This is a genomic window from Allobosea eneae, from assembly GCF_042657265.1.
In the GTDB taxonomy this organism is placed as follows: domain Bacteria; phylum Pseudomonadota; class Alphaproteobacteria; order Rhizobiales; family Beijerinckiaceae; genus Allobosea; species Allobosea eneae.
Genome location: NZ_JBHSLW010000010.1, coordinates 72,993 through 95,014, shown reverse-complemented (window position 1 = coordinate 95,014; position 22,022 = coordinate 72,993). Strand labels below are relative to the sequence as shown.

Sequence of the window (22,022 nt, the reverse complement as noted above, 5' to 3'; positions counted from 1 at the left end):
CCCGGCCGGGCGAGATCAGGGGCAGACCGGCCAATCGGCGACTCGCCACTCGCGGCTCAGTTGTTAAAGATGGCGCCTCGAAGCCATCGGGAGGTTCGGAATGAAAACGTTCAGCACCAACGGACTGACGGCTCTCAGGCTCGCCATTCTGGCGGCTCCGGTCATGACCATCGCCGGGCTGGCATCGGCCCAGGAGCTCAAGATCGGCCTGTCGGCCGAGCTCAGCGCGATGGACCCGCACTATCACAACGTCTCGCCCAACAACATGCTGGCGCGGCACATCTACGAGCCGCTGGTCGGCCAGGACGAGAAGCAGAAGCTGAAGCCGCAGCTCGCCGAGAGCTGGAAGGCGATCGACGACACGACCTGGGAGTTCAAGCTGCGCCAGGGCGTCAAGTTCCATGACGGCACGCCGTTCACGGCGGACGACGTGATCGCCACCATGCAGCGCGCCCCGAACGTGCCGAAGAGCCCGTCGAGCTTCTCGGCCTATGTCCGCGGCAAGGAGTTCACCAAGGTCGACGACTTCACCGTGCGCGTGAAGACCGCAGCGCCGGCGCCGCTGGTCCCGACCGACCTCTCGACCTTCGGCATCATCCCGGCCAAGTGCAAGGACGTAACCACCGAGGACTTCAACCTCGGCAAGTGCACCACCGGTGGCACCGGCGCCTACAAGCAGGCCGAATATGTCGCCGGCGACCGCGTCGTGCTGACCCCGAACGAGAATTACTGGGGTGGCAAGGAGCCGTGGTCGAAGGTCACCTTCCGGATGATCACCTCGGCCCCGACCCGCGTCGCCGCACTGCTCGCCGGCGATCTCGACGTGATCGAGAACGTGCCGACCTCGGACGTCGCCCGCCTCAAGGGCGATGCCAAGCTCAGCGTCGCCAGCACGGTCTCGAACCGGGTGATCTACTTCCACATGGATCACTTCCGCGAGGTCTCGCCCTTCATCAAGGGCAAGGACGGCTCGGAGATCAAGAACCCGCTGCGCGACCTCAAGGTCCGCCAGGCGCTGTCGATGGCGATCAACCGGCCAGGCATCGTCGACCGCATCATGGAGAAGGAGGCGATCCCCGCCGGCCAGCTCCTGCCCGACGGCTTCTTCGGCACCTCCAAGAAGCTGAAGCCGGTCGCCTATGACCTCAACGGCGCCAAGAAGCTGCTCGCCGAGGCCGGCTATCCCAACGGCTTCAAGATGAAGCTGCACGGGCCGACCAACCGCTACCTCAACGACACCAAGATCATCGAGGCGGTGGCGCAGATGTTCTCGCGCCTCGGCATCGAGACCGAGGTCGAGACGCTGCCGTCGGCGAACTTCTTCACCCGCGCCTCGCAGGGCGGTCAGGGCAATGTGCCGGAGTTCTCCTTCATCCTGGTCGGCTGGGGCGCCGGCACCGGCGAATCCTCGGACTCGCTGAAGGCGCTGCTCGCCACCTTCGATCCCGCCAAGGGCATGGGTGCGACCAATCGCGGCCGCTACTCCAACCCGGCCTTCGACGCCAAGCTCGTCGAGGCGCTGCGCACCGTCGACGACGCCAAGCGCGACGCCGCCCTGGCCGAGGCGATGGAGATCAGCATGAACGATGTCGGCCTGATCCCGACCCATTTCCAGCTGAACACCTGGGCCTCGCGCAAGGGCATCAAGGTGCAGGCCCGCACCGACGAGTACACGCTCGCCACCGGCATCCGTAAGGACTGACCGGGCCCTGTCGATCCCGGTCCGAACCGGCTTGAAGCCCCGTCCGGACCGCGCGACACTCTTTTCTTGTTGAAATGCGAAGACGTCACCCCATCGGCCCCGCCGAATGGGGTGATGTTCCGCACTCCGATCCGGAAGGCACCGGACCATGCTGGCATTCATCCTGCGCCGCCTGGCGCAAGCCCTCTTCGTCATCGCGGCGATGCTCGTGATCGTCTTCTTCGGCGTGAATGTCGTCGGCGATCCCATCTACATGCTGATCTCGCCGGAGATGGACCAGCAGCAGATCGCCGAGACCGCGCGCGCGCTCGGGCTCGACCGGCCGATCTGGGAACAGTTCCTGGTCTTCCTGAAGAACGCCGCCCAGGGCGATCTCGGCCGCTCCTTCGTTCATGGCGAGTCCGCGATCAAGCTGATCCTGCATCGCATGCCGGCGACGCTCGAGCTCGCCTTCGTCGCACTGGTGCTGGCGATCGTGATCGGCCTGCCGCTCGGCCTCTATGCCGGCCTGAAGCCGGAGAGCCGGCTGTCGCGCTTCATCATGGCGGTCTCGATCCTCGGCTTCTCGTTGCCGACCTTCTGGGTCGGCCTGATGCTGATCCTGACCTTCGCGGTCGGCCTCGGCTGGCTGCCGGCGACCGGGCGCGGCCCGACAGTCTCGATCCTCGGCTTCGAGACCTCGCTGCTGTCGCTCGACGGCTGGAAGCACGTCGCCCTGCCCGCCTTCAATCTGGCGCTGCTCAAGATCTCGCTGGTGATTCGCCTGGCGCGAGCCGGCGCGCGCGAGGCGGCGCTGATGGACTACGTCAAGTTCGCGCGGGCCAAGGGCCTGTCGCAGGGCCGGATCATCGGCGTCCACATCCTCAAGAACATCATGATCCCGATCGTCACCGTGCTCGGTCTGGAGTTCGGCTCGCTCGTCGCCTTCTCGGTGGTGACCGAGACGATCTTCGCCTGGCCCGGCATGGGCCGCCTGCTGCTGGAGGCGATCACGCGGCTCGATCGGCCGGTGATCGTCGCCTATGTCATGGTCGTTGTCGTGCTGTTCGTCACCATCAACCTCCTGGTCGACCTGGTCTATTCGGCCCTCGACCCACGCGTGCGCCTGACGGAGGCGACATCATGAGCGAAGCCGCCCTGCCCTCCGCCGCGGCCACGCCGCCGGCCGCCCCCGCCAAGGAGGAGACGCCGTTCCGGCGCTTCGTCCGCTCCTTCGTCGAGGACCGGCTGGCGCTGTTCGGCCTCGCCCTCTTCATCCTGATCGTGCTGCTCGCCATCGCCGCGCCGCTGATCGCGCCGCAGAACCCCTACGACCTCGCCAGCGTCGACGTGATGGATTCGCGCCAGCCGCCGGGCTCGGCCTCAGGCGAAGGCTTCACCATGTGGCTCGGCTCGGACGGCGTCGGCCGCGACCTGCTCTCCGGCATCCTCTACGGGCTGCGCATCTCGCTGATGGTCGGGGCCTTCTCGGGCATCCTGGCGGCGAGCCTCGGCGCGGCGATCGGCCTGATCGCCGCCTATGCCGGCGGGCGCACCGAGAACGCGATCATGCGCCTGGTCGACCTGCAGCTTTCCCTGCCCTCGGTGCTGGTCGCATTGATCCTGGTCGCGGGCCTCGGCAAGGGCGTCGACAAGATCATCATCGCGCTGGTGATGGTGCAGTGGGCCTACTACGCCCGCACCGTGCGCGGCTCGGCTCTGGTCGAGCGACGCAAGGAGTATGTCGAGGCGGCACAGTCGCTGGGCTTGTCGCATGCCCGCACCGTCTTCCGTCACATCCTGCCGAATTGCCTGGCGCCGGTCATCGTCATCGTCACCGTGCAGACGGCCCATGCGATCTCGCTGGAGGCGACTTTGTCCTTCCTCGGCGTCGGCCTGCCACAGACCGAGCCCTCGCTCGGCGTGCTGATCGCCAACGGCTTCCAGTACATGCTCTCGGGCAGCTATTGGATCTCGGTCTTCCCCGGCTTTGCGCTGCTCATGACGATCGTCTCGATCAATCTGGTCGGCGACCGCCTGCGCGACGTCCTCAACCCGCGCCTGGAGAAGTGAGCATGGCGCCCGTTCTCGAGGTCACCAACCTAAAGACCCATTTCTTCACCCGCGCCGGCACGGTGAAGTCGGTCGACGGCGTCTCCTTCCATGTCGATCGCGGCGAGGTGCTCGGCCTCGTCGGCGAGTCCGGCTCCGGCAAGTCGGTCACCGGCTTTTCGGTGATGGGCCTGATCGATCCGCCCGGTAGAATCGTCGAGGGCTCGATCAAGCTCAACGGCAAGGAGCTGGTCGGCCTCGACGAGGAGGGCTTCCGCAAGGTCCGCGGCCGCGAGGTCGCGATGATCTTCCAGGACCCGATGATGACGCTGAACCCGGTCCTTCGCGTCGACACGCAGATGATCGAGGCCGTCACCGCCCATGACAGGGTTTCGCACAAGGCAGCCCGAGACCGCGCCCGCGACGCCCTCGCCAAGGTCGGCATCCCCTCGCCCGAGGAGCGACTCAACGCCTATCCGCATCAGTTCTCCGGCGGCATGCGCCAGCGCGTCGCGATCGCAATCGCCCTGCTGCATCGCCCGCCGTTGATCATCTGCGACGAGCCGACCACGGCGCTCGACGTCACCATCCAGAGCCAGATCCTGGCGGAGATGCAGTCGCTTTGCGCCGATACCGGCACGGCGCTGGTCTGGATCACCCATGATCTCGGCGTCGTCGCCGGCCTCGCCGACCGGATCGCGGTGATGTATGCCGGCAGGATCGTCGAGACCGGCGCGGTCGATCCGGTGCTCGACACACCCCTCCACCCCTATACCAACGGTTTGCTCGGTTCGCTGCCGGCCGAGGGCGAGCCCGGCGCGCCCTTGCGCCAGATCAGGGGCTCGACGCCCTCGCTGGCGCGCCTGCCGCAAGGCTGTGCCTTCGCGGCGCGCTGCGATTACGCGCAGGCCGATTGCCTCGCCATCGCCCCCGACGTCACCCCCTTCCCGGGCGAGCGCGGCGTGCGCTGCCACCACCCGCTGAACCTCGCCGGAGTCGCGGCATGAGCACGCCGATCCTCACCCTCGAAGGCGTCTCGAAGCGCTTCACCAAGCCGCTCGATGCCGCCTCGAAATTCGCCAACCTGCTCGGCGCCAACTACAGCGAGCAGACCGTCCATGCCGTCGACAGCGTCGACCTCTCGATCCGCCAGGGCGAGGTCGTCGGGCTCGTCGGCGAGTCCGGTTGCGGCAAGTCGACCCTCGGGCGCGTCGTCGCCGGCGTTCATCATGCCAGCTCCGGCCGCGTCTCCTGGCGCGGCCGCTATACCGACGAGATGTCGGCGGAGGAGCGCAAGGCGGCGACGCTCGCCATCCAGATGATCTTCCAGGACCCGATGTCCTCGCTCAACCCGCGCCTGCGCGTCACGGACATCGTCGGCGAGGCACCGGTTGTGCACGGGCTGGTGCCGAAGGCGCAGCAGGACGCCTATGTCGCCGAGATGCTCGACCGGGTCGGCCTCGACTCGACCTATCGCCGCCGCTATCCGCACCAGTTCTCCGGCGGCCAGCGCGCCCGCATCGGCATTGCACGCGCGCTGGCAGTCAAGCCGCAATTCCTCGTCTGCGACGAGAGCGTCGCCGCACTTGATGTGTCGATTCAGGCCCAGGTCCTGAATCTTTTCATGAAGCTGCGCGACGAACTTAACCTGACTTATCTTTTCATTAGCCATGACCTCTCGGTGGTCCGCCACCTCTCCGACCGCGTCGTAATCATGTATCTCGGCCGCGTCGTCGAGGCGGCGCCGGCGAGCGAATTGTTCAAGGGCCCGCAGCATCCCTACGCCCAGGCGCTGCTCGCCAACGTCCCGACGATCAGCGCCCGCAAGAAGCGCTTCGCTCCGCTGAAGGGCGAGATCCCCTCGCCGCTGCATCCGCCCTCCGGCTGCCATTTCCATCCGCGCTGCCCGCAGGCCGGGCCGCGCTGCAGGGCCGAGCGCCCGGCGCTGAAGGAGATCGCGACGGGGCATGTCGCCGCCTGCCATCTGCATGATGGCGGCGTCGGCGCACTGGCGGCCTAGCGCCTCGGCTCAGATCGGTGAGAGCTGCCAGGCGTACTGATAGCGCCCATACTGGGTGCTGGTGACGCCGTTGCGCTGCGTGCCGGGAAACTCCTCCGGCGGCGTCACCACCGTCACCCTGAAGACGCCTGTCTTGCCCGGCTTCAACAGGCCCATATGGACGGCGGCCGCGCCGATCGTCGAATCGCCGCTGTAGACATCGGTGCCCCAGAGCTGGCCTTCCAGCGCGCCCGTGATGCGGAAATAATAGACGGCACCGACCTTCTCGCAGAGCCCGTGCATGTTTGTCGGCGCCTCCGACGCGATGGAACTCTGATCGAGCAGCGTCCGGAGCTGCCGGCGCGAGAGCTTCCCGCGCTTGTCGAAATAGGCGACGAGATCCTGAACGACTTTCACGATGCGCCTCCCGCTTGCATCACGATCACCCGCCCATAGGCGGGCTGGAACGAGGTCGAAGGCTTGGGCAGCGCCCAGAGCACGGCATAGGGCACGGCTTCATTTGGATAGGTGATGTCGCCGTCGGTAATGACGATCGCGGCGCTGACGCGCGGATCGTCCGATAGGGCTTCGAGTGCCGGCGTCAGGTCGCTGCCGCCATAGCCGCTGATCCGGTAGTCCGCGAGCGCCGCCGGCGAGAGCACCTCGTCGCAGGTGACGACGCTGTCGCACTGGACGACGCGGATCTCGTCGACGCCGGCCGCATCGCAGAAATCGGCGATGGCGCCGAGCGCCTTCGGGATGTCGTCGCCCATCGAGGCGCTGGTATCGAGGATGACGTTCAGCACCCAGGAATGGCGCTTGCGGCCGGGCATGACGACGTCGCTGCGATCATGGCCGCAGCGCGAAGCACGGGTGTAGGTGCGCTCGCCCGCCGCGGCGCCGTCGAGCCAGGCCTGGAGCGCGATTTGCCAGGGCGTGTGGAAGAAGCCGCGCTGCGCCCGCACGCTTTGCTGCTGGCCGCCGGGACTGTTGCCCCTGCCGCGCAGGGCGCCCATGGCCTTCGCCAACACCATCCCGCGCGCAGCAAGGTCGCGGACCGCCCGCGCCCGCTCGGCCTGGTCTGCGCTGTCCTCCGGAAACAGCTCGCGTTCGCGCTGGGCGTCGAGCGCATCTCCCATCGCCCCGGGAGGCGCCTGACGCGCCGCGCCGAGCACCTGCTCGACTGTGACGACCTGCCCTTCCCAAACTTGAGTCCGCGAGGACATGGAGCTGCCGGTACGGCGCATCTCCAGCACGATGTCCTCGGCCGAGCGCTCGCGGGCCCCTTGCATGTCGAGCCCACCGGCCGGGATTTTGGTGGTGCCGAGCGCGTGCCGCAGCATGTCGTTGATGATGTAGTCATGGGCGTAGTTGAACTCGAGCGTGGCGCTGCCGCGGGCCCGGTCATGGGTTCGCAATGCAAGATGCAGGAGCTCGTGGGCGAGGACGAAGACGAGATCGTCGCCGGAGAGCCTGGCGGTGAAGGACGGGTTCGCCAGCAGCCGGCCGGAGGCGAAGACGCCCATGGTCGGCACGCGCGCGTCGATCTCGACGCGCACGGCGGCGGCAAGCCCGGCCAGATGGGGGAACGGCACCGTCACCAGCCGCAGGCCCCGCATGATCCGCGCATGGGTGGCGTGGTCGGCAACCGAAAGATCGGGCGCCGTGCTCATGCCGCAACCTTCCGCAGGAGGTCGTACATCGCCCGGTCCGCGCCCAGCGCGCCCCAGACCTCGACCATGTCGTTGAGCACGAGCAGCTGATGCTCCTGCGACAGGCTGCGCAGGAAGCGGTTGATCACCGCCGGCTTCATGCCTTCCGCGCGCCCGTCCCTGACGAACTGGCGAATGCAGTCGAGGATGAACCAGCGGGCCGAATCGCCCTTGGGCAACAGCTCGGGCTTGCGCAGATAATCCTCGAGCGGACGCACCGCCCCGATCGAATCCTCGGCGAGCGCGCAGAACACCACGGCGTCCTCCGGCGAGAGCCGGCCGAAGGCCAGAGCGCGCCGCAACTCATTGCTGAGGAAGCCGGCATTCTGCGCCATGTCGAGCGCCCGAGACAGCAATGTCCAGGCGCGCGGCGTCGAGAACGGCACCGGCTCGGCCGGCACCGGCCGCATCAGCGCGTCGGGGATCGTCGCGATGAAGCTGCGGATTTCGGCACGCACGCCGGCGCGCTGAGCCCAGGCCAGCCAATCGGCGGGATCGACGCGCAATTGCAGGATGGTGACGCGGTTGACCAGTGCCGAGCTCATCGCCCGCACCAGAGCGCGGTCCTGCAGGCGGTTGCCGGCAGCGACCACCCATGTGCCTTTCGGCAGGGCATGCTCGCCCAGCCGCCGCTCCAGCAGCAGCGAATAGAACGCCTTCTGGACATCGGGCGAGCAGGCCGGCAGTTCGTCGAGGAACAGGCAGAACGGCTCCGGCTTCTCGGGCAGCAGCACGCGCGGCGGGCAGAAGACCGAGCGCTCGCCGACGATGCGCGGAATGCCGCTGACGTCCTCGGGCGCGATCTGGGTGCCGAGCAGCGAGCGACAGGGCAGTCCCGCCTCGCGCGCGGCTTCATAGACCAGCTCCGACTTGCCCAGTCCGGGCGGCGAGAGCAGCAGGAAGCTCTGCTCATGCGCCATGCACTGGATCAGCTGCTTGGCCTGTCGCAGTGAGACGACTTCCTCGAAGGCGGAACGCGTCGCTTCCATCAACCGCTCCCAGGGACGCCCCGCGAGGATCACATCCGCGGGGACTGCGAGAGGTAGTCTGCAACAGCCGAGGCCGTTGAAATCATTATTTCTTTGTAATGTTTAGTTTTGTTTCACGACTGTTTCACGAGAGCTCGCTTGCCCGGATTTCGGCCTCTCCCGCGGCGCCTGCGGCAGGATGGGGCCGCGTTTTCCCAGCAGCACAAGTCTTTCGCCGCCCGCCCCCGCTTGACGCCTACCCCCTTTCCGCGCGACCTCGTCGATAAGCAATGGCGGCGCAGAGGAAGCGTGGGGATGGCTAAGAGCACCTTGTCGGCGGATCTTCGGTCGGGCGCGCTGGTCTACCATCGCCTGCCCAAGCCCGGTAAGCTGGAGATCCAGGCGACCAAGCCGCTCGGCAACCAGCGCGACCTGGCGCTCGCCTATTCGCCCGGTGTCGCCGCAGCCTGCGAGGCGATCGTCGAGGATCCCGGTCAGGCGGCCGAGCTGACCTCGCGCCAGAACCTCGTCGCCGTCATCACCAACGGCACGGCCGTGCTCGGCCTCGGCGACATCGGCCCGCTCGCCTCCAAGCCGGTGATGGAGGGCAAGGCCGTCCTCTTCAAGAAATTCGCCGGGATCGACTGCTTCGACATCGAGGTTGAGCAGAAGAACATCGAGAAATTCGTCGAGGTTGTCGCCGCGCTTGAGCCGACCTTCGGCGGCATCAATCTCGAGGACATCAAGGGCCCCGAATGCTTCGAGATCGAGGAGCAGCTCAAGGCCCGGATGAACATCCCGGTCTTCCATGACGACCAGCATGGCACCGCGATCATCGTCAGCGCCGCCGTCCTGAACGGGCTCGACCTCGCGGGCAAGAAGATCGGCGAGGTCAAGATCGTGGTCTCCGGCGCGGGCGCCGCCGCGCTGGCCTGCCTCAACCTCCTGGTCTCGCTCGGCGCCCGCACGCAGAACATCTGGGTCACCGATCTCGACGGCGTGGTCTACAAGGGCCGCAACACGCTGATGGACCGCTGGAAGGAGATCTATGCTCAGGAGACCGACGCTCGCACGCTAGCAGAGGTCATCCCCGGCGCCGACATCTTCCTCGGTCTCTCCGCCGCCGGCGTGCTGAAGCCGGAGATGGCCAAGGAGATGGCGCAAAAGCCACTGATCCTGGCACTCGCCAACCCCTATCCGGAGATCATGCCGGAGGAGGCCCTGGCCGTCCGTCCCGACGCGATGATCTGCACCGGCCGCTCGGACTATCCGAACCAGGTTAACAACGTCCTGTGCTTCCCCTACATCTTCCGCGGCGCGCTCGACGTGCAGGCGACGACGATCAACGAGCCGATGAAGCTCGCGGCGGTGCGTGCCATCGCTGCGCTCGCCCGCGAGGCGACCTCGGACGTCGCGGCACGCGCCTATGGCGGTGAGGCCTCGACCTTCGGCGCGAACTCGCTGATCCCCAACCCGTTCGATCCGCGCCTGATCCTGCGCATCGCGCCGGCGGTGGCGGAGGCGGCGATGACGACCGGCGTCGCCAAGAAGCCGCTGATCGACCTGGAAGCCTATCGCGAGGACCTGTCGCGCTTCGTCTTCCGCTCCGGCTTCCTGATGAAGCCGCTCTTCGCCAAGGCCAAGGCCGATCCCAAGCGCGTGATCTATGCCGAGGGCGAGGACGAACGCGTGCTGCGCGCCGCCCAGATCGCGATCGAGGAAGGCATGGCGATCCCGATCCTGATCGGCCGCCCCAGCGTGATCGAGACCCGCGTCAAGCGCTTCGGCCTGACGATCCGCCCCGGCATCGATTGCGAGCTGGTCAACCCCGAAGACGATCCGCGCTACCGCGACTATGTCCAGACCTATCTCGACATCGCCGGGCGGCGCGGCATCACGCCGGAGGCGGCCCGCTCGCTGGTGCGCACCAACAACACGGTGATCGCGGCGCTGGCCGTCGCGCGCGGCGAGGCGGATGCGATGATCACCGGCCTCGAAGGCCGGTTCCTCTCGCGGCTGCGCCATATCCGCGACATCATCGGGCTCGAGCCCGGCGTCTGTGACATCGCTGCGATGACGCTGGTCATCACCAGCAAGGGCGCCTTCTTCCTGGCCGACACCCATGTGAAGTACGATCCCACCGCCGAAGAGATCGCCGACATGACGATCCTCGCCGCCGGCCATGTCGAGCGCTTCGGCATCACGCCAAAGATCGCCCTGCTCTCGCATTCCGACTTCGGCGCGGCCGACACGCCGTCCTCGATCAAGATGCGCAAGGCGGTCAAGCTGATCCAGGAGCGCGCGCCGGAGCTGGAATGCGACGGTGAGATGGAGGCCGACACCGCCCTCGTCGCGGCGATCCGCGATCGCGTGCTGCCGTCCTCGAAGCTAAAGGGTGTCGCCAACGTTCTGATCTTCCCCAATCTCGACGCCGCCAACATCGCCTACCAGTTCGCCAAGGTGCTGGGCGATGCGCTCCCGGTCGGGCCGATCCTGATCGGCGCCGCCAAGCCGGTGCACATCCTGACCGGCAATGTGACGGCGCGCGGCGTGGTCAACATGACGGCGGTCGCGGTCGCCGAAGCGCAAGGGCGGGCGGTGGCAGGCTGACCTTGCGAGAAGGCTGGCTCAACTCGTTTCTGAGCCAGCTTTCGAAAGCGGGACAGGGACTTAAGCTCAACGGTTGATACCGGCTTTTCGCTCTTGGCGGGCGGCGCGCGATAGGCTCATACTTCGCTTCAGGAGCGGGAAAGGGGCCCGTCCGAATCGCTCGGAGAGCGCTCATGCATGAGATTCACCGTCAGTCCGGAATCCGGCGTGCCATCCGGCCGCTCGCGCTGGCGAGCGGCCTTTTTCTTGCGCTTGTCTCTGCCGGCGCCGCCATGGCGCAGGTGGTGTTCCACCGCGGCAATGACGGCGATCCCGAGACGCTCGATTCGCACAAGACCTCGACGGTGAGCGAGGCGCATCTGCTGCGCGACCTCTCCGAGGGCCTGGTGATCCACCACATCAACGGCGAGGTGGTCCCCGGCGTAGCCGAGAGCTGGATGATGGCGCCGGACGGCAAGGTCTACAGCTTCAAGTTGCGCGCCAATGCCAAATGGTCGAATGGCGATCCGGTCACGGCTGGCGACTTCGTCTTCTCGTTCCGGCGCATGGTCAATCCGGAGACCGGTGCGAAATATGCCAACATCCTCTACCCCATCCTCAACGCCGAGAAGATCAACAAGGCGAGTGACGGCGCCAGGCTGGAGGATCTCGGCGTCAAGGCGATCGACGAGCGCACGCTCGAGATCTCCCTGGAGCGACCGACGCCGTATTTCCTGGAGTTGCTGACGCACCAGACCGGACTGCCTGTCCACCCCGCCTCCGTGCGGAAATTCGGCAAGGACTTCGTCAAGCCGGAGAACTGGGTGTCCAACGGCGCCTACACGCTGAAGGAATTCGTGCCGAATTCGCATATCCGGCTGGAAAAGAACAAGGCCTTCCACGACGCCGCGAACGTCAAGATCGACACGGTCATCTACTATCCGACGCCAGACTTCTCCGCCGCCGCCCGCCGCTTCCAGGCCGGCGAGTTGCAGATGACCTCGGACATGCCGGCCGACCAGGTCCAGCAGCTGCGCGAGAAGCTCGGCAAGGAGCAGGTCCGGATCTCGCCCTATCTCGGTACCTATTTCCTGATCATCAACACCGCCAAGAAGCCGTTCGACGACATTCGGGTGCGCCGGGCGCTATCGCTGGTGATCGACCGCGAATTCATCGCCGAGGAGATCTGGGGCGGTACCATGCTGCCGGCCTATGGCGTGATCCCGCCGAACATCGGCAATTACGGCGAGCGGGCCGAAGCCGATTTCAAGGGAACCTCGCCGCTCGACCGCGAGGACGAGGCCAAAAAGCTGCTCGCCGCGGCGGGCTTCGGCCCTGGCATGCCGCTGCGCGTGCAGTTGCGCTACAACACGACCGACAACAACCGCCGGACGGTGATCGCCATCGCCGAGCAATGGAAGGCGATCGGCGTCGAGACCAGCTTCATCAACACCGACGGCAAGACGCATTTCGCCCTGTTGCGCGACGGCGGCGATTTCGACATCGCCCGCTATGGCTGGATCGGCGACTATTCGGACCCGCAGAACTTCCTGTTCCTGTTCCAGAGCGACAACACCGGCTTCAACTCCGGGAAGTACAACAACCCGCAATTCGACGCGCTGATGAAGCAGGGCGCCGAGGAGATCGACATCGCCAAGCGCGCCGCGATCCTGCGCGAAGCGGACGCGATCCTCGCCGCCGAGGTGCCCTGGATCCCGGTGCTGTACTATTCCTCGAAGAACCTGGTCTCGCCGAAGGTGCAGGGCTTCCAGCAAAACCTGCGCGGCGCGCTGCCGACGCGGTTCATGAGCCTGAAGCCGTGATTCCAGACGCGTCATGGCCGGGTTTGACCCGGCCATCTCAGGCCGAAGCGGGCGACCGCCGGCGATCATGAGATGCTCGGGTCAAGCCCAAGCATGACGTAGGGACCAGCCCCGTGCTCACCTACATCCTGCGCCGCCTTGCCGCCGCGATCCCGACCCTGTTCGTGATCGTGACGATCTCGTTCTTCCTGATGCGCGTCGCGCCGGGCGGGCCGTTCGATCTCGAACAGCCGCTGGAAGCTAAGGTGATGGAGAACCTGCGGCGCATCTACAAGCTCGACCAGCCGCTGTTCCAGCAATACCTGACCTATCTCGCCGCCCTGCTGCGCGGCGATTTCGGCCCATCCTTCTATTTCCGCGACTTCTCGATCGCCGAACTCTTCGCGCAAGGCCTGCCGGTCTCGATGCGGCTCGGTGCCTCGGCCTTGCTGCTGGCGCTCGCGATCGGCGGCCCCCTCGGCGCACTCGCCGCCTTCCGCCAGAATGGCGTGGCCGACCATGCCGTGATCGGCTTCGCCACCGCCGGCATCACCATCCCGAACTTCGTCGTGGCGCCGATCCTGCAGATCGTCTTCGGCTTGAGCCTGGCATGGCTACCGGTCGGCGGCTGGAACGGCGGCGCCTTCCGCAACACCGTGCTGCCGATCGTGACGCTGGCCCTCCCCCAGATCGCTGTGATCGCCCGGATGACGCGCGCGGCCATGATCGAGACGCTGCGCGCCAACCATATCCGCACGCTGCGAGCCCAAGGGCTCTCGACCACGACCATCGCGCTGCATGCGGCGCGCGGCGCGGCGCTGCCGGTCGTCTCCTATCTCGGGCCGGCGGCGGCGAGCCTGCTCACCGGCTCGGTCGTGGTCGAGACGATCTTCGGCATTCCGGGGATCGGCCGCTATTTCGTCGAAGGCGCGCTCAACCGCGACTACACGCTGGTGATGGGCACGGTCGTCGTGGTCGCGATCTTCGTGCTGGTCTTCAACCTCGTGGTCGACGTGCTCTACGCGCTGCTCGACCCGCGCGTCAGGCTGGAGTGAGCGATGAGCGACACGAGCGCCTGTCCCACCCCGCCCATCGGTCGTTCGCTCTGGCAGGACGCGCGCATCCGCCTGCTGCGCAACCGCGCCGCGGTGGCGAGCCTGATCGTGTTGGCGCTGATGACGCTCGCCTGCGTCCTCGGTCCACTCATGACCGGCCATCCTTATGACCGGGTCTATCAGGACTATGTTCGCGTGCCGGCAAGCCTTTCCGCCTACCCCAAGGCTGAGGGACTGCCGGCGGCCGTGCAGCGCATCGCATCTCGCATCAGGGCCACGCCCAGCGACGTCGTGGCGGAGGCAACTCGCGTCAGGCTGGTCCTGACCGCGCAGCGGCCGATCGACCAGCGCCTGCTGGTCTATTTCGACCGTTCCGACCAGTTCGGCACGCCGGTGATCACCGCCAATGAGCAGGAGGGCCGCCGGCTCACGCTCGAAGTCCCGATCAAACGCCAGTACTTCCTGTTCGGCACCGACTCCAATGGCCGCGACCTGCTCACCCGCACGCTGATCGCCGGCCGGGTCTCGCTCGCCATCGGCCTGCTCGCCACCGGTGTCGCCCTGGTGATCGGCGTCGCCTACGGCGCGACCTCCGGCTATCTCGGCGGGCACATCGACATGGTGATGATGCGCATCGTCGACGTGCTCTATTCCCTGCCCTTCATCTTCTTCGTCATCCTGCTCGTCGTCTTCTTCGGCCGGAACTTCATCCTGATGTTCCTCGCGGTCGGCGCGATCGAATGGCTCGACATGGCCCGCATCGTCCGCGGCCAAGCGCTCTCGATCAGGCGTCAGGACTATGTGCTGGCGGCCGAGGCGCTCGGCGTCTCGACCGGCGGCATCCTCAGGCGCCATGTCATCCCCAACACGCTCGGGCCGGTCGTCGTCTACGTCACCCTGCTGGTGCCGAAGGTGATCCTGCTCGAGAGCTTCCTCTCCTTCCTCGGCCTTGGCGTGCAAGAGCCGATGACGAGCTGGGGCGTGCTGATCTCGGACGGCGCGCGCGCCATCCAGGCGACGCCGTGGATGCTGATCTTCCCTGCCGCCTTCCTGGTGACGACGCTGTTTGCGCTCAACTTCCTCGGCGACGGCCTGCGCGACGCGCTCGACCCGCGGGATCACTGAGATGGGCGAACCGATCCTCGCCATCCGCGACCTCATGGTCCGCTTCCGCACCAATGACGGCCCGTGCGAGGCGGTCCGCGGCATCGATCTCGATGTCGGCCCCGGCGAGTTCGTCGCCGTCGTCGGCGAATCCGGCTCAGGCAAGAGCCAGAGCGTGATGGCGGCGATGGGCCTCCTCGCCAGCAACGGCGAGGTTTCAGGCGCGATCCGCTACCGCGAGGTCGACCTTCTCACGCTGCCGCCGGCGGTCCTCAACAGCTATCGCGGCAAAAAACTCGCGATGATCTTCCAGGAGCCGATGACCTCACTCGATCCGCTCTTCCGGATCGGCACGCAGATGGCGGCCCCCTTGCGCAAGCATCAGGGACTGTCGCGCAAGGCGGCGCGGGTGCGGGCTCTGGAACTCCTGAAGCTGGTGCGCATCCCGCACCCGGAGCGCCGCCTCGATTCCTACCCGCACGAACTCTCCGGCGGGCAGCGCCAGCGCGTGATGATCGCGATGGCGCTCGCCAACGATCCCGACATCCTGATCGCCGACGAGCCGACGACGGCGCTCGACGTCACCATCGAGGCAGAGATCCTCGCGCTGATCGCCGAGCTCCGGCAGCGGCTGCGCATGGCGGTGATCCTGATCAGCCACGATCTCGGCCTCGTCAGGAAATATGCCGAGCGCGTCTATGTGATGAAGGCCGGCGAGGTCGTCGAGAGCGGCCGGGCGCGAGCGATCTTCGAGGCGCCGCAGCACCCCTATACCAGGGCTTTGCTCGCGGCCGAACCGCACGGCCGCAAGGAGCCGCCGCCTCCGGGTGCACCCGTCCTGCTCGAAGCCCGCGACCTGCGCGTCTCCTTCGACCTGTCGCGCGGCTTCCTCAAGCGCGAGCGAGTGACGCTGCACGCCGTCGACGGCATCGACCTGACATTGCGACGCGGCCAGACCATCGGCATCGTCGGCGAATCCGGCTCTGGCAAGTCGACGCTGGGGCGTGCGCTGCTCAAGCTCCTGCCCTCCTCCGGCATCGTTCGCTTCGAGGACCGGGCGTTGACCCCGCTCGACCGCGCCGCGATGCGGCCGCTGCGCCGCGGCCTGCAGGTCGTCTTCCAGGATCCGTTCGGCTCGCTCTCGCCGCGCCTCACCGTCGGCGAGATCATCACCGAGGGGCTTTTGGTGCACGAGCCCGCTCTGTCGCGCGCCGAGCGCGAGCGGCGGGCCGCGGCGGCCCTCGCAGAGGTCTGTCTCGACCCTGCCCTGCGCAACCGCTATCCGCACGAATTCTCCGGTGGCCAGCGCCAGCGCATTGCCATCGCCCGCGCCATGATCCTGCATCCGGCGCTGGTCGTGCTGGACGAGCCGACATCGGCGCTCGACCGCACCGTGCAGCAGAGCATCGTCGCCCTGCTCAAGGAGTTGCAGGCGGCCCACGGCCTCTCCTATCTCTTCATCAGCCACGATCTTGCCGTGGTCCGCGCCATGGCCGACGAGATTATGGTGATGAAGGACGGCAGGGTGGTCGAGCGCGGGCCGACCGAGGCGATCTTCGAAGCGCCGCAGCAGGACTATACCCAGCGCCTGATCGCGGCAGCGCTAAAGCACTGACACGAAAAACGCCGCCTCGCTGGAGCGAAGCGGCGCCCTATCAGTGTCCGGCCAGGGGAGGCCACCGACACCGGCTAGAGTGTTGTTCTCAGCATCTTCTTCACGCGAACCGGTACCCGCTTCGCTCGAAAATGCTCTGGCTATCAGTTCTCGACATAGCTGATCTTGCCGTCCGCGCCCTTCTTCCAGGTGTAGACGGTGTAGTCGAGATTGGTGCGGTCGCCCTTCTTGTCATAGGACATGTCGCCGAGCACGGTCTTGAACGTCATGCCCGAATGCATCGCGGCGGCGACCTTCTTCGGATCGAGCGATTTCGCCTGCTCGGCCGCCTGCTTCATGATCTGGACAGCGGCATAGGAGTAGAGTGTGTAGGCCTCGGGGTTGATGCCCTTCGCTTCGAAGCGCTTGACCACCTCGGCCGCTACGGGCCGCTTGCGCGGATCGGGCGGGAAGGTCATCAGCGTGCCTTCGGTGCCCGGCCCGCCGATCACGGCGTATTCGTCGGAGGTGATGCCGTCGGCGCCCATCACCGTCGTCGTCAGGCCCTGGTCGCGCATCTGGCGCACGATCAGGCCGAGCTCCGTGTGCAGGCCGCCCCAGTAGAGCAGGTCGGCCTTGGCGGCCTTGATCTTCGAGACCAGCGCCGAGAAGTCCTTCTCGCCGGTGTTGACGCCTTCGTAGAGCACTTCCTTGATGCCGGCGGCGTGCAGGCCCTTGCGGGTCTCGTCGGCGAGCCCCTGGCCATAGGTCGTTTTGTCGTGCACGACCACGATGACCTTGCCCTTGAAGTTCTTGGCGATATGGCCGGAGGCGACGACGCCCTGCTGGTCGTCGCGGCCGCAGGTGCGGAACACGTTCCACAGGCCGCGCTCGGTGATCTTCGGGTTGGTAGCCGACGGGCTGATCATCAGCATGCCGTTCTCGGCATAGACCTCGGATGCCGGCATCGTCACGCCGGAGTTGAAGTGGCCGACAACCCATTTGACGCCGTCGCCGACGAACTTGTTGGCCACCGAGACGCCCTGCTTGGGATCGCCGACGTCATCCCCGCTCGAAATCACGATCTGCTGGCCGAGGATGCCGCCGGCCGCATTGATGTCGGCCACGGCCTGCTCGGCCCCGTTCTTCAATTGCGCACCGAAGGCGGCGCTTGCGCCGGTCATCGGACCGGCGACGCCGAGCTTGATCTGCGCCAGCGCTGCGCCATGCGACATCGCGAATGCGCCTGCGGCGAGCATCGCGATCAGATTAATCCTCATATCCGTTCTCCTCCACGGTCCGAGCCGTGACCGGACGCTACGTCGCTTGCATTAACCTGTAAATGTGAGATAGCTGGTTACATGACGACTGATCGCACCGGCGGCCCCAGCCGCGCCAGCTCCTTGCCGCTCGTCGCAAGCGAGCTCGCCTTCGACTTCACCAACACCACCTCGGATCGCGGCGGGCCGAACGAGCTAGAGCATCTGCGCGAGGGGCGCGACGTCGTGCTCTGGGCGCGGCATGCCAAGGTGATCAGCGACGGCGACCGAGACGCCGCGCTCGCCGCGATCGCTGCGGACGAGTCTCTTGCCGCCCGCCTGCTCGCCGAGGCACTGGATCTGCGCGACACGATCTACCGGATCGGCGCCGCGCTCAGCCGCCGCCAGCCTCCAACGGAAGAAGACCGAACGCAGCTCGCCGCCATCCACGCGCATTGCCTCGCCTGCGCCAAGCTCTCGCCGTTCGGTGACGGCTTTGTCTGGCGCTGGGATTCGAGCCAGACGCTGAGCGAGGCGATCCGCGGGCCGATCGCACTGTCGGCTCTGACCGTGCTGACCCAGCAGAACCTCGCCCGCATCAAGCAATGCGAGGGCGACCATTGCGGCTGGCTGTTCTTCGACACCACCAAGAACCGGCTGCGGCGCTGGTGCGAGATGTCGGTCTGCGGCAACCGTGCCAAGGTCCGCGCCTTCCGCCAGCGCCATTTCGAGGCGAAGACGGTCAGCTAACGCCGCCCTGCACCCGACGCCGATCAGCAAGCCGGCGTGCCATCTCGCCTCACGCGCCCCGCTCGGCTAGGAAGGTCCGTCCTTCCCGCATGAGACCATTCCCATGAGCCGCACCGTCTACGTCAATGGCGCCTATCTTCCCGAGGAAGAGGCGACAATCTCGATCTTCGACCGTGGCTTCATCTTCGGCGACGGCATCTACGAGGTCTCGGCCGTGCTCGGCGGCAAGCTGGTCGATTGCGAGGCGCACCTCGCGCGGCTCGAACGCTCTGCCGGCGAGATCGGGCTCGAGCTGCCCTGCTCGCGAGCCGAGCTCATTGCCATCCATCGGGAGCTGATCGCCCGCAACAGCCTGGACGAAGGCAGCATCTATCTGCAGGTCTCGCGCGGCGCCGCCGATCGCGACTTTCCCTTCCCCCAGGGCGTCAAGTCGTCCCTGGTCCTGTTCACGCAGGCGCGCCAGTTCGCCAATACGCCGCTGGCGAAGACCGGCATCAAGGTCGTCAGCACGCCGGACCTGCGCTGGGCCCGCCGCGACATCAAGAGCGTCAATTTGCTCGCGCCGGTCCTGGCCAAGCAGTTCGCCGCCGAAAACGGCGCGCAGGAGGCCTGGATGGTCGAGGACGGCGTCGTCACCGAGGGTGCTTCGTCGACCGCCTGGATCGTCAAGGGCAAGACGCTGATCTCGCGCCCGCTCTCGCACAAGGTGCTGCCCGGCATCACCCGCACGGCCGTGCTCGCCTTCCTGGCGGAGAGCGGCTTCACCTTCGAAGAGCGCGAGTTCACGCTGGACGAAGCGCTCGATGCCGAGGAAGCCTTCATTACCTCGGCCACCAGCCTGGTCATGCCGGTGACGACGATCGACGGCCACAGCATCCACAACGGCGCGCCGGGGCCCGCAACGATCCGCCTGCGCGAGATCTATCTCGACCACGCCCGCAAGGGCGGCGTGCTGGGCTGAAAGGTCGTAATGGCGGCGCTCACAACGTCGCCAGTTGCTGCTCCAGACCGTCGATGCGCGCAATGGCAGAAGCGAGGCGCTCGCGCCAACGTGGTCCGCGCGCCAACGCATCGGTGTAAGCCTCCCGCAACTCGTCAGGCCGATCGCGGGCGAGAATGTCGATCAGCATGGCGGCCTGGCGGCGATCCTTCACCGCCTTGAGGCTGTCCGGGCCGCCCTGCCGGCGATCCGAGACGATCAGCTTGTGAATGGCGAAGCGCTCGGGGCGCGGAATCTGGACCAGAACGCCGCCACGATAGGTGACGGCGGCCTTGATCGGCTCGGCGATCAGATAATTGAGGTAGTGCAGGGACTGTGCGTGGACGCCGAGAGCCGGCAGTTGCCGCGGCTCCTCGCGCTCGGTGAAAGCGGGCGTGAGAAACTCGACCAGCGTTTCGCTACGGCTCTGCCTCCAGCGCCAGGCACGACGCTCGTCGAGCACCGGCGCAGGTGCGAACGAAAACCCCGCCAGCAGGCGCGGAAGCGCCTCCTCGACCGCGTCATCGAGTGCCAGCGACAGGCGCTCGAAGCTGGCAATGTCGATGTCATTGGTCTGCGCCGCCTGTTCGAGGCCGAAACGGACTCCGAGTTCGCCTTCATAGAGCCGAAAGGCAACCGTCCCGACCAATGTGCCCCCCAGGCGGAAGACGCCGGTCTTCGCCATTGCCGCAAGCAGGCTGCCTGTCCCGGCATCAACACCAAGAAACCCCTCGGCGCGTAGAATCCTGATCAGCCGGGTCCGATTGGCCTGCGCAGCAGCAATCTGCTCGCGAAGCGCTGGGACCTGCGCGAGGCGTAGCCGAAGCCCTTCACTGTCTTCACCAATATAGGATTTTTTCACCTCGGAGCCGATGCGATAACTGTCGTACCAGTAGACCCTTCCGTTCCGCTCCACGCGCGTCGGCGTCCCACGAATTGCCGACACCGCCTCGTCGAGCAGCGAGCGCAGCAGATCGTGATAGGCCGCATGGACCAGCGGAGAGTGATAGCCTACGGTCGTCATCCGTGTTCAACGAAATAGATTTTCGTTGAACAATAGCTCGTGTTCAACGAAATTTCAATTCGTTGAACAATGGGACAACCGCTCCCCCGCGACATAGGTCGACACTACATTTCGCTCGTCGCCGAGCGTGACCAGCACGAAGAGCTCCTCGGCGAGATCGCGCACCGTTTCCAGTCGGTGCGCCATAGCGCGCGTCGCGGCGGGATCGAGCACGACGACATCCGCCTCGCGACCCGGCTCGAACGAGCCGATCAGATGATCCAGCCCGAGTGCCGCGGCATTGCCGAGCGTGATGGCGTGCAGCGCGTCGAAGGCCGAGAGCGATTGGCCCTGCAGCTGAAGGATCTTGTAGGCCTCGGCCATGGTCCGAAGCATCGAATAGGAGGTGCCGCCGCCGATATCGGTGGCGACCGCGACCTTGACGCTCTCATGCCGCGCTCTCTGCCAATCGAACAGACCTGAGCCGAGAAAGAGATTCGAGGTCGGGCAGAACACCGCGACCGCGCCAGCTTCAGCGAAAGCCCGCCATTCGCGCTTGGTCATGTGGATGCAGTGGCCGAGCAGGCTCTTCTTCCCCAAGAGGCCGTAGTCCTCGTAGATGCCGGCATAGTCGGCGGCATCGGGATAGAGCTCCCTGGCGAAGGCGATCTCGGCCCGGTTCTCGTTGATATGGGTCTGGACGAAGCAGTCCGGGTGCTCCGCGACCAGCCTTTGCGACGCCGCCATCTGCTCCGGCGTCGAGGTCACGACGAAGCGCGGCGTGATCGCATAGAGCTGGCGGCCCTTGCCATGCCAGCGCGCTATCAGCTCCTTGCTGTCGGCATAGCCGCTCTCGGCCGTGTCGGTCAGCGCCGGCGGCGCGTTGCGGTCCATCATCACCTTGCCGGCGATCATGCGGGTGTTGCGCCGGTGCGATTCGGCGAAGAAGGCGTCGGCCGACTGCTTGTGCACCGAGCAGTAGACCGCAGCTGTGGTGGTGCCGCTCGCCAGCAATTCGTCGAGCAGGAAGGCAGAGAGCTTCTCGGCATGGCCCTGCTGGGCCAGCTTCTGCTCCTCGACGAAGGTGTATTTGTTCAGCCACTCCATGAGTTGCGCGCCATAGGAGGCGACAACTTGAGTCTGCGGCATATGGATATGGGCGTCGATGAAGCCCGGCATGATCAGATGCGGGCGATGATCGGTGATGGGAGCGCCAGCCGGCAGCGTCGGCAGCAGCTCGCTCGCCTCGCCAGCAGCCTTGATCAGGCCGCCTTCGATGACGAGCAGGCCGTCCTCGACATAGCGATGCGCGGCCTCGCCGATCGCGTGCGGATCGTCGACGAACCAGAGAAGCCGGCCGCGCAGGGCCGAGATCGCACCGTCTTTGCTCAAGGCTCGCCGCTCCGGCTCAAATCGCGATCATATCTGCACCAAATCAAAGCTTCCGGCCAAGCCGCGAACGTGCCTAATCTTGG

Annotated in this window: 18 protein-coding genes; 12 read left to right on the top strand and 6 right to left on the bottom strand. The window is 66.4% G+C overall.

What is annotated here, in order from left to right; translation table 11 throughout:
* The first annotated feature begins 100 nt into the window (after positions 1-100).
* The 5 genes from ACFPOB_RS08565 to ACFPOB_RS08545 all read left to right on the top strand — a co-directional run bounded on the left by ACFPOB_RS08565 (position 101) and on the right by ACFPOB_RS08545 (position 5,753).
* Entirely contained in the window at positions 101-1,702 is a 1,602-nt protein-coding gene (locus ACFPOB_RS08565; RefSeq protein WP_377797481.1) for an ABC transporter substrate-binding protein, read from the top strand.
* A 148-nt stretch (positions 1,703-1,850) separates the two neighbouring features.
* Positions 1,851-2,828: an ABC transporter permease gene (locus ACFPOB_RS08560; RefSeq protein WP_377797479.1), complete on the top strand. Its 978-nt coding sequence runs from the start codon at positions 1,851-1,853 to the stop codon at positions 2,826-2,828.
* The gene (locus tag ACFPOB_RS08555) at positions 2,825-3,754 is read left to right on the top strand and encodes an ABC transporter permease (RefSeq protein WP_377797477.1); all 930 of its coding nucleotides are present in this window, start codon (positions 2,825-2,827) and stop codon (positions 3,752-3,754) included. Before ACFPOB_RS08560 ends, ACFPOB_RS08555 begins: the two co-directional genes overlap by 4 nt.
* A gap of 2 nt (positions 3,755-3,756) precedes the next feature.
* The gene (locus tag ACFPOB_RS08550; protein WP_377797475.1) at positions 3,757-4,740 is read left to right on the top strand and encodes an ABC transporter ATP-binding protein; all 984 of its coding nucleotides are present in this window, start codon (positions 3,757-3,759) and stop codon (positions 4,738-4,740) included.
* On the top strand, positions 4,737-5,753 hold the full coding sequence (locus ACFPOB_RS08545) for an ABC transporter ATP-binding protein (RefSeq protein WP_377797474.1): 1,017 nt from the start codon (positions 4,737-4,739) through the stop codon (positions 5,751-5,753). Before ACFPOB_RS08550 ends, ACFPOB_RS08545 begins: the two co-directional genes overlap by 4 nt.
* A 9-nt stretch (positions 5,754-5,762) precedes the next feature.
* On the opposite strand, the gene ACFPOB_RS08540 is transcribed toward ACFPOB_RS08545, so the two are convergent.
* From ACFPOB_RS08540 to ACFPOB_RS08530, 3 genes are read right to left on the bottom strand one after another with little or no spacing between them, the layout of a single operon-like run.
* Positions 5,763-6,149: an LCCL domain-containing protein gene (locus tag ACFPOB_RS08540; protein ID WP_377797472.1), complete on the bottom strand. Its 387-nt coding sequence runs from the start codon at positions 6,147-6,149 to the stop codon at positions 5,763-5,765.
* Positions 6,146-7,405 carry a vWA domain-containing protein gene (locus ACFPOB_RS08535; RefSeq protein WP_377797471.1) on the bottom strand — a complete coding sequence of 420 codons (1,260 nt, stop codon included), beginning with the start codon at positions 7,403-7,405 and terminating at the stop codon, positions 6,146-6,148. Before ACFPOB_RS08535 ends, ACFPOB_RS08540 begins: the two co-directional genes overlap by 4 nt.
* Positions 7,402-8,433 (bottom strand): AAA family ATPase, encoded by a 1,032-nt coding sequence (locus ACFPOB_RS08530; RefSeq protein ID WP_377797470.1) that lies wholly within the window; start codon positions 8,431-8,433, stop codon positions 7,402-7,404. Before ACFPOB_RS08530 ends, ACFPOB_RS08535 begins: the two co-directional genes overlap by 4 nt.
* Positions 8,434-8,727: 294 nt before the next feature.
* On the opposite strand from ACFPOB_RS08530, the gene ACFPOB_RS08525 reads away from it, so the two are divergent.
* The 5 genes from ACFPOB_RS08525 (at position 8,728) to ACFPOB_RS08505 (ending at position 16,577) form a co-directional block, all read left to right on the top strand.
* Positions 8,728-11,022 carry an NADP-dependent malic enzyme gene (locus tag ACFPOB_RS08525; RefSeq protein ID WP_377797469.1) on the top strand — a complete coding sequence of 765 codons (2,295 nt, stop codon included), beginning with the start codon at positions 8,728-8,730 and terminating at the stop codon, positions 11,020-11,022.
* Between the two features lie 173 nt (positions 11,023-11,195).
* Entirely contained in the window at positions 11,196-12,824 is a 1,629-nt protein-coding gene (locus ACFPOB_RS08520) for a peptide ABC transporter substrate-binding protein (protein ID WP_377797467.1), read from the top strand.
* Positions 12,825-12,937: 113 nt separating this feature from the next.
* Positions 12,938-13,858: an ABC transporter permease subunit gene (locus ACFPOB_RS08515; RefSeq protein ID WP_377797465.1), complete on the top strand. Its 921-nt coding sequence runs from the start codon at positions 12,938-12,940 to the stop codon at positions 13,856-13,858.
* 3 nt (positions 13,859-13,861) lie between these two features.
* A complete protein-coding gene (locus ACFPOB_RS08510) occupies positions 13,862-14,983 on the top strand; it encodes an ABC transporter permease subunit (RefSeq protein WP_377797463.1) in 1,122 nt (373 codons plus the stop codon).
* 1 nt (position 14,984) lies between these two features.
* Entirely contained in the window at positions 14,985-16,577 is a 1,593-nt protein-coding gene (locus ACFPOB_RS08505) for an ABC transporter ATP-binding protein (protein WP_377797461.1), read from the top strand.
* A 143-nt stretch (positions 16,578-16,720) separates the two neighbouring features.
* On the opposite strand, the gene ACFPOB_RS08500 is transcribed toward ACFPOB_RS08505, so the two are convergent.
* Complete coding sequence (locus ACFPOB_RS08500; protein WP_377797459.1) at positions 16,721-17,836, bottom strand: branched-chain amino acid ABC transporter substrate-binding protein; 1,116 nt, start codon at positions 17,834-17,836, stop codon at positions 16,721-16,723.
* 81 nt (positions 17,837-17,917) lie between these two features.
* Here ACFPOB_RS08500 and ACFPOB_RS08495 point away from each other — a divergent pair, with 81 nt between their 5' ends.
* Both ACFPOB_RS08495 and ACFPOB_RS08490 read left to right on the top strand, forming a co-directional pair.
* Positions 17,918-18,565: a CGNR zinc finger domain-containing protein gene (locus ACFPOB_RS08495; RefSeq protein WP_377797457.1), complete on the top strand. Its 648-nt coding sequence runs from the start codon at positions 17,918-17,920 to the stop codon at positions 18,563-18,565.
* Positions 18,566-18,668: 103 nt separating this feature from the next.
* Positions 18,669-19,526 carry a D-amino-acid transaminase gene (locus tag ACFPOB_RS08490; RefSeq protein WP_377797456.1) on the top strand — a complete coding sequence of 286 codons (858 nt, stop codon included), beginning with the start codon at positions 18,669-18,671 and terminating at the stop codon, positions 19,524-19,526.
* 19 nt (positions 19,527-19,545) lie between these two features.
* Here the strand turns inward: ACFPOB_RS08490 and ACFPOB_RS08485 are convergent, their stop codons facing one another.
* Together ACFPOB_RS08485 and guaD are read right to left on the bottom strand one after the other, a co-directional pair.
* The gene (locus ACFPOB_RS08485; protein WP_377797455.1) at positions 19,546-20,568 is read right to left on the bottom strand and encodes a nucleotidyltransferase family protein; all 1,023 of its coding nucleotides are present in this window, start codon (positions 20,566-20,568) and stop codon (positions 19,546-19,548) included.
* Positions 20,569-20,622: 54 nt separating this feature from the next.
* Entirely contained in the window at positions 20,623-21,939 is a 1,317-nt protein-coding gene (gene guaD, locus ACFPOB_RS08480; RefSeq protein WP_377797453.1) for a guanine deaminase, read from the bottom strand.
* Between the last annotated feature and the right edge of the window lie 83 nt (positions 21,940-22,022).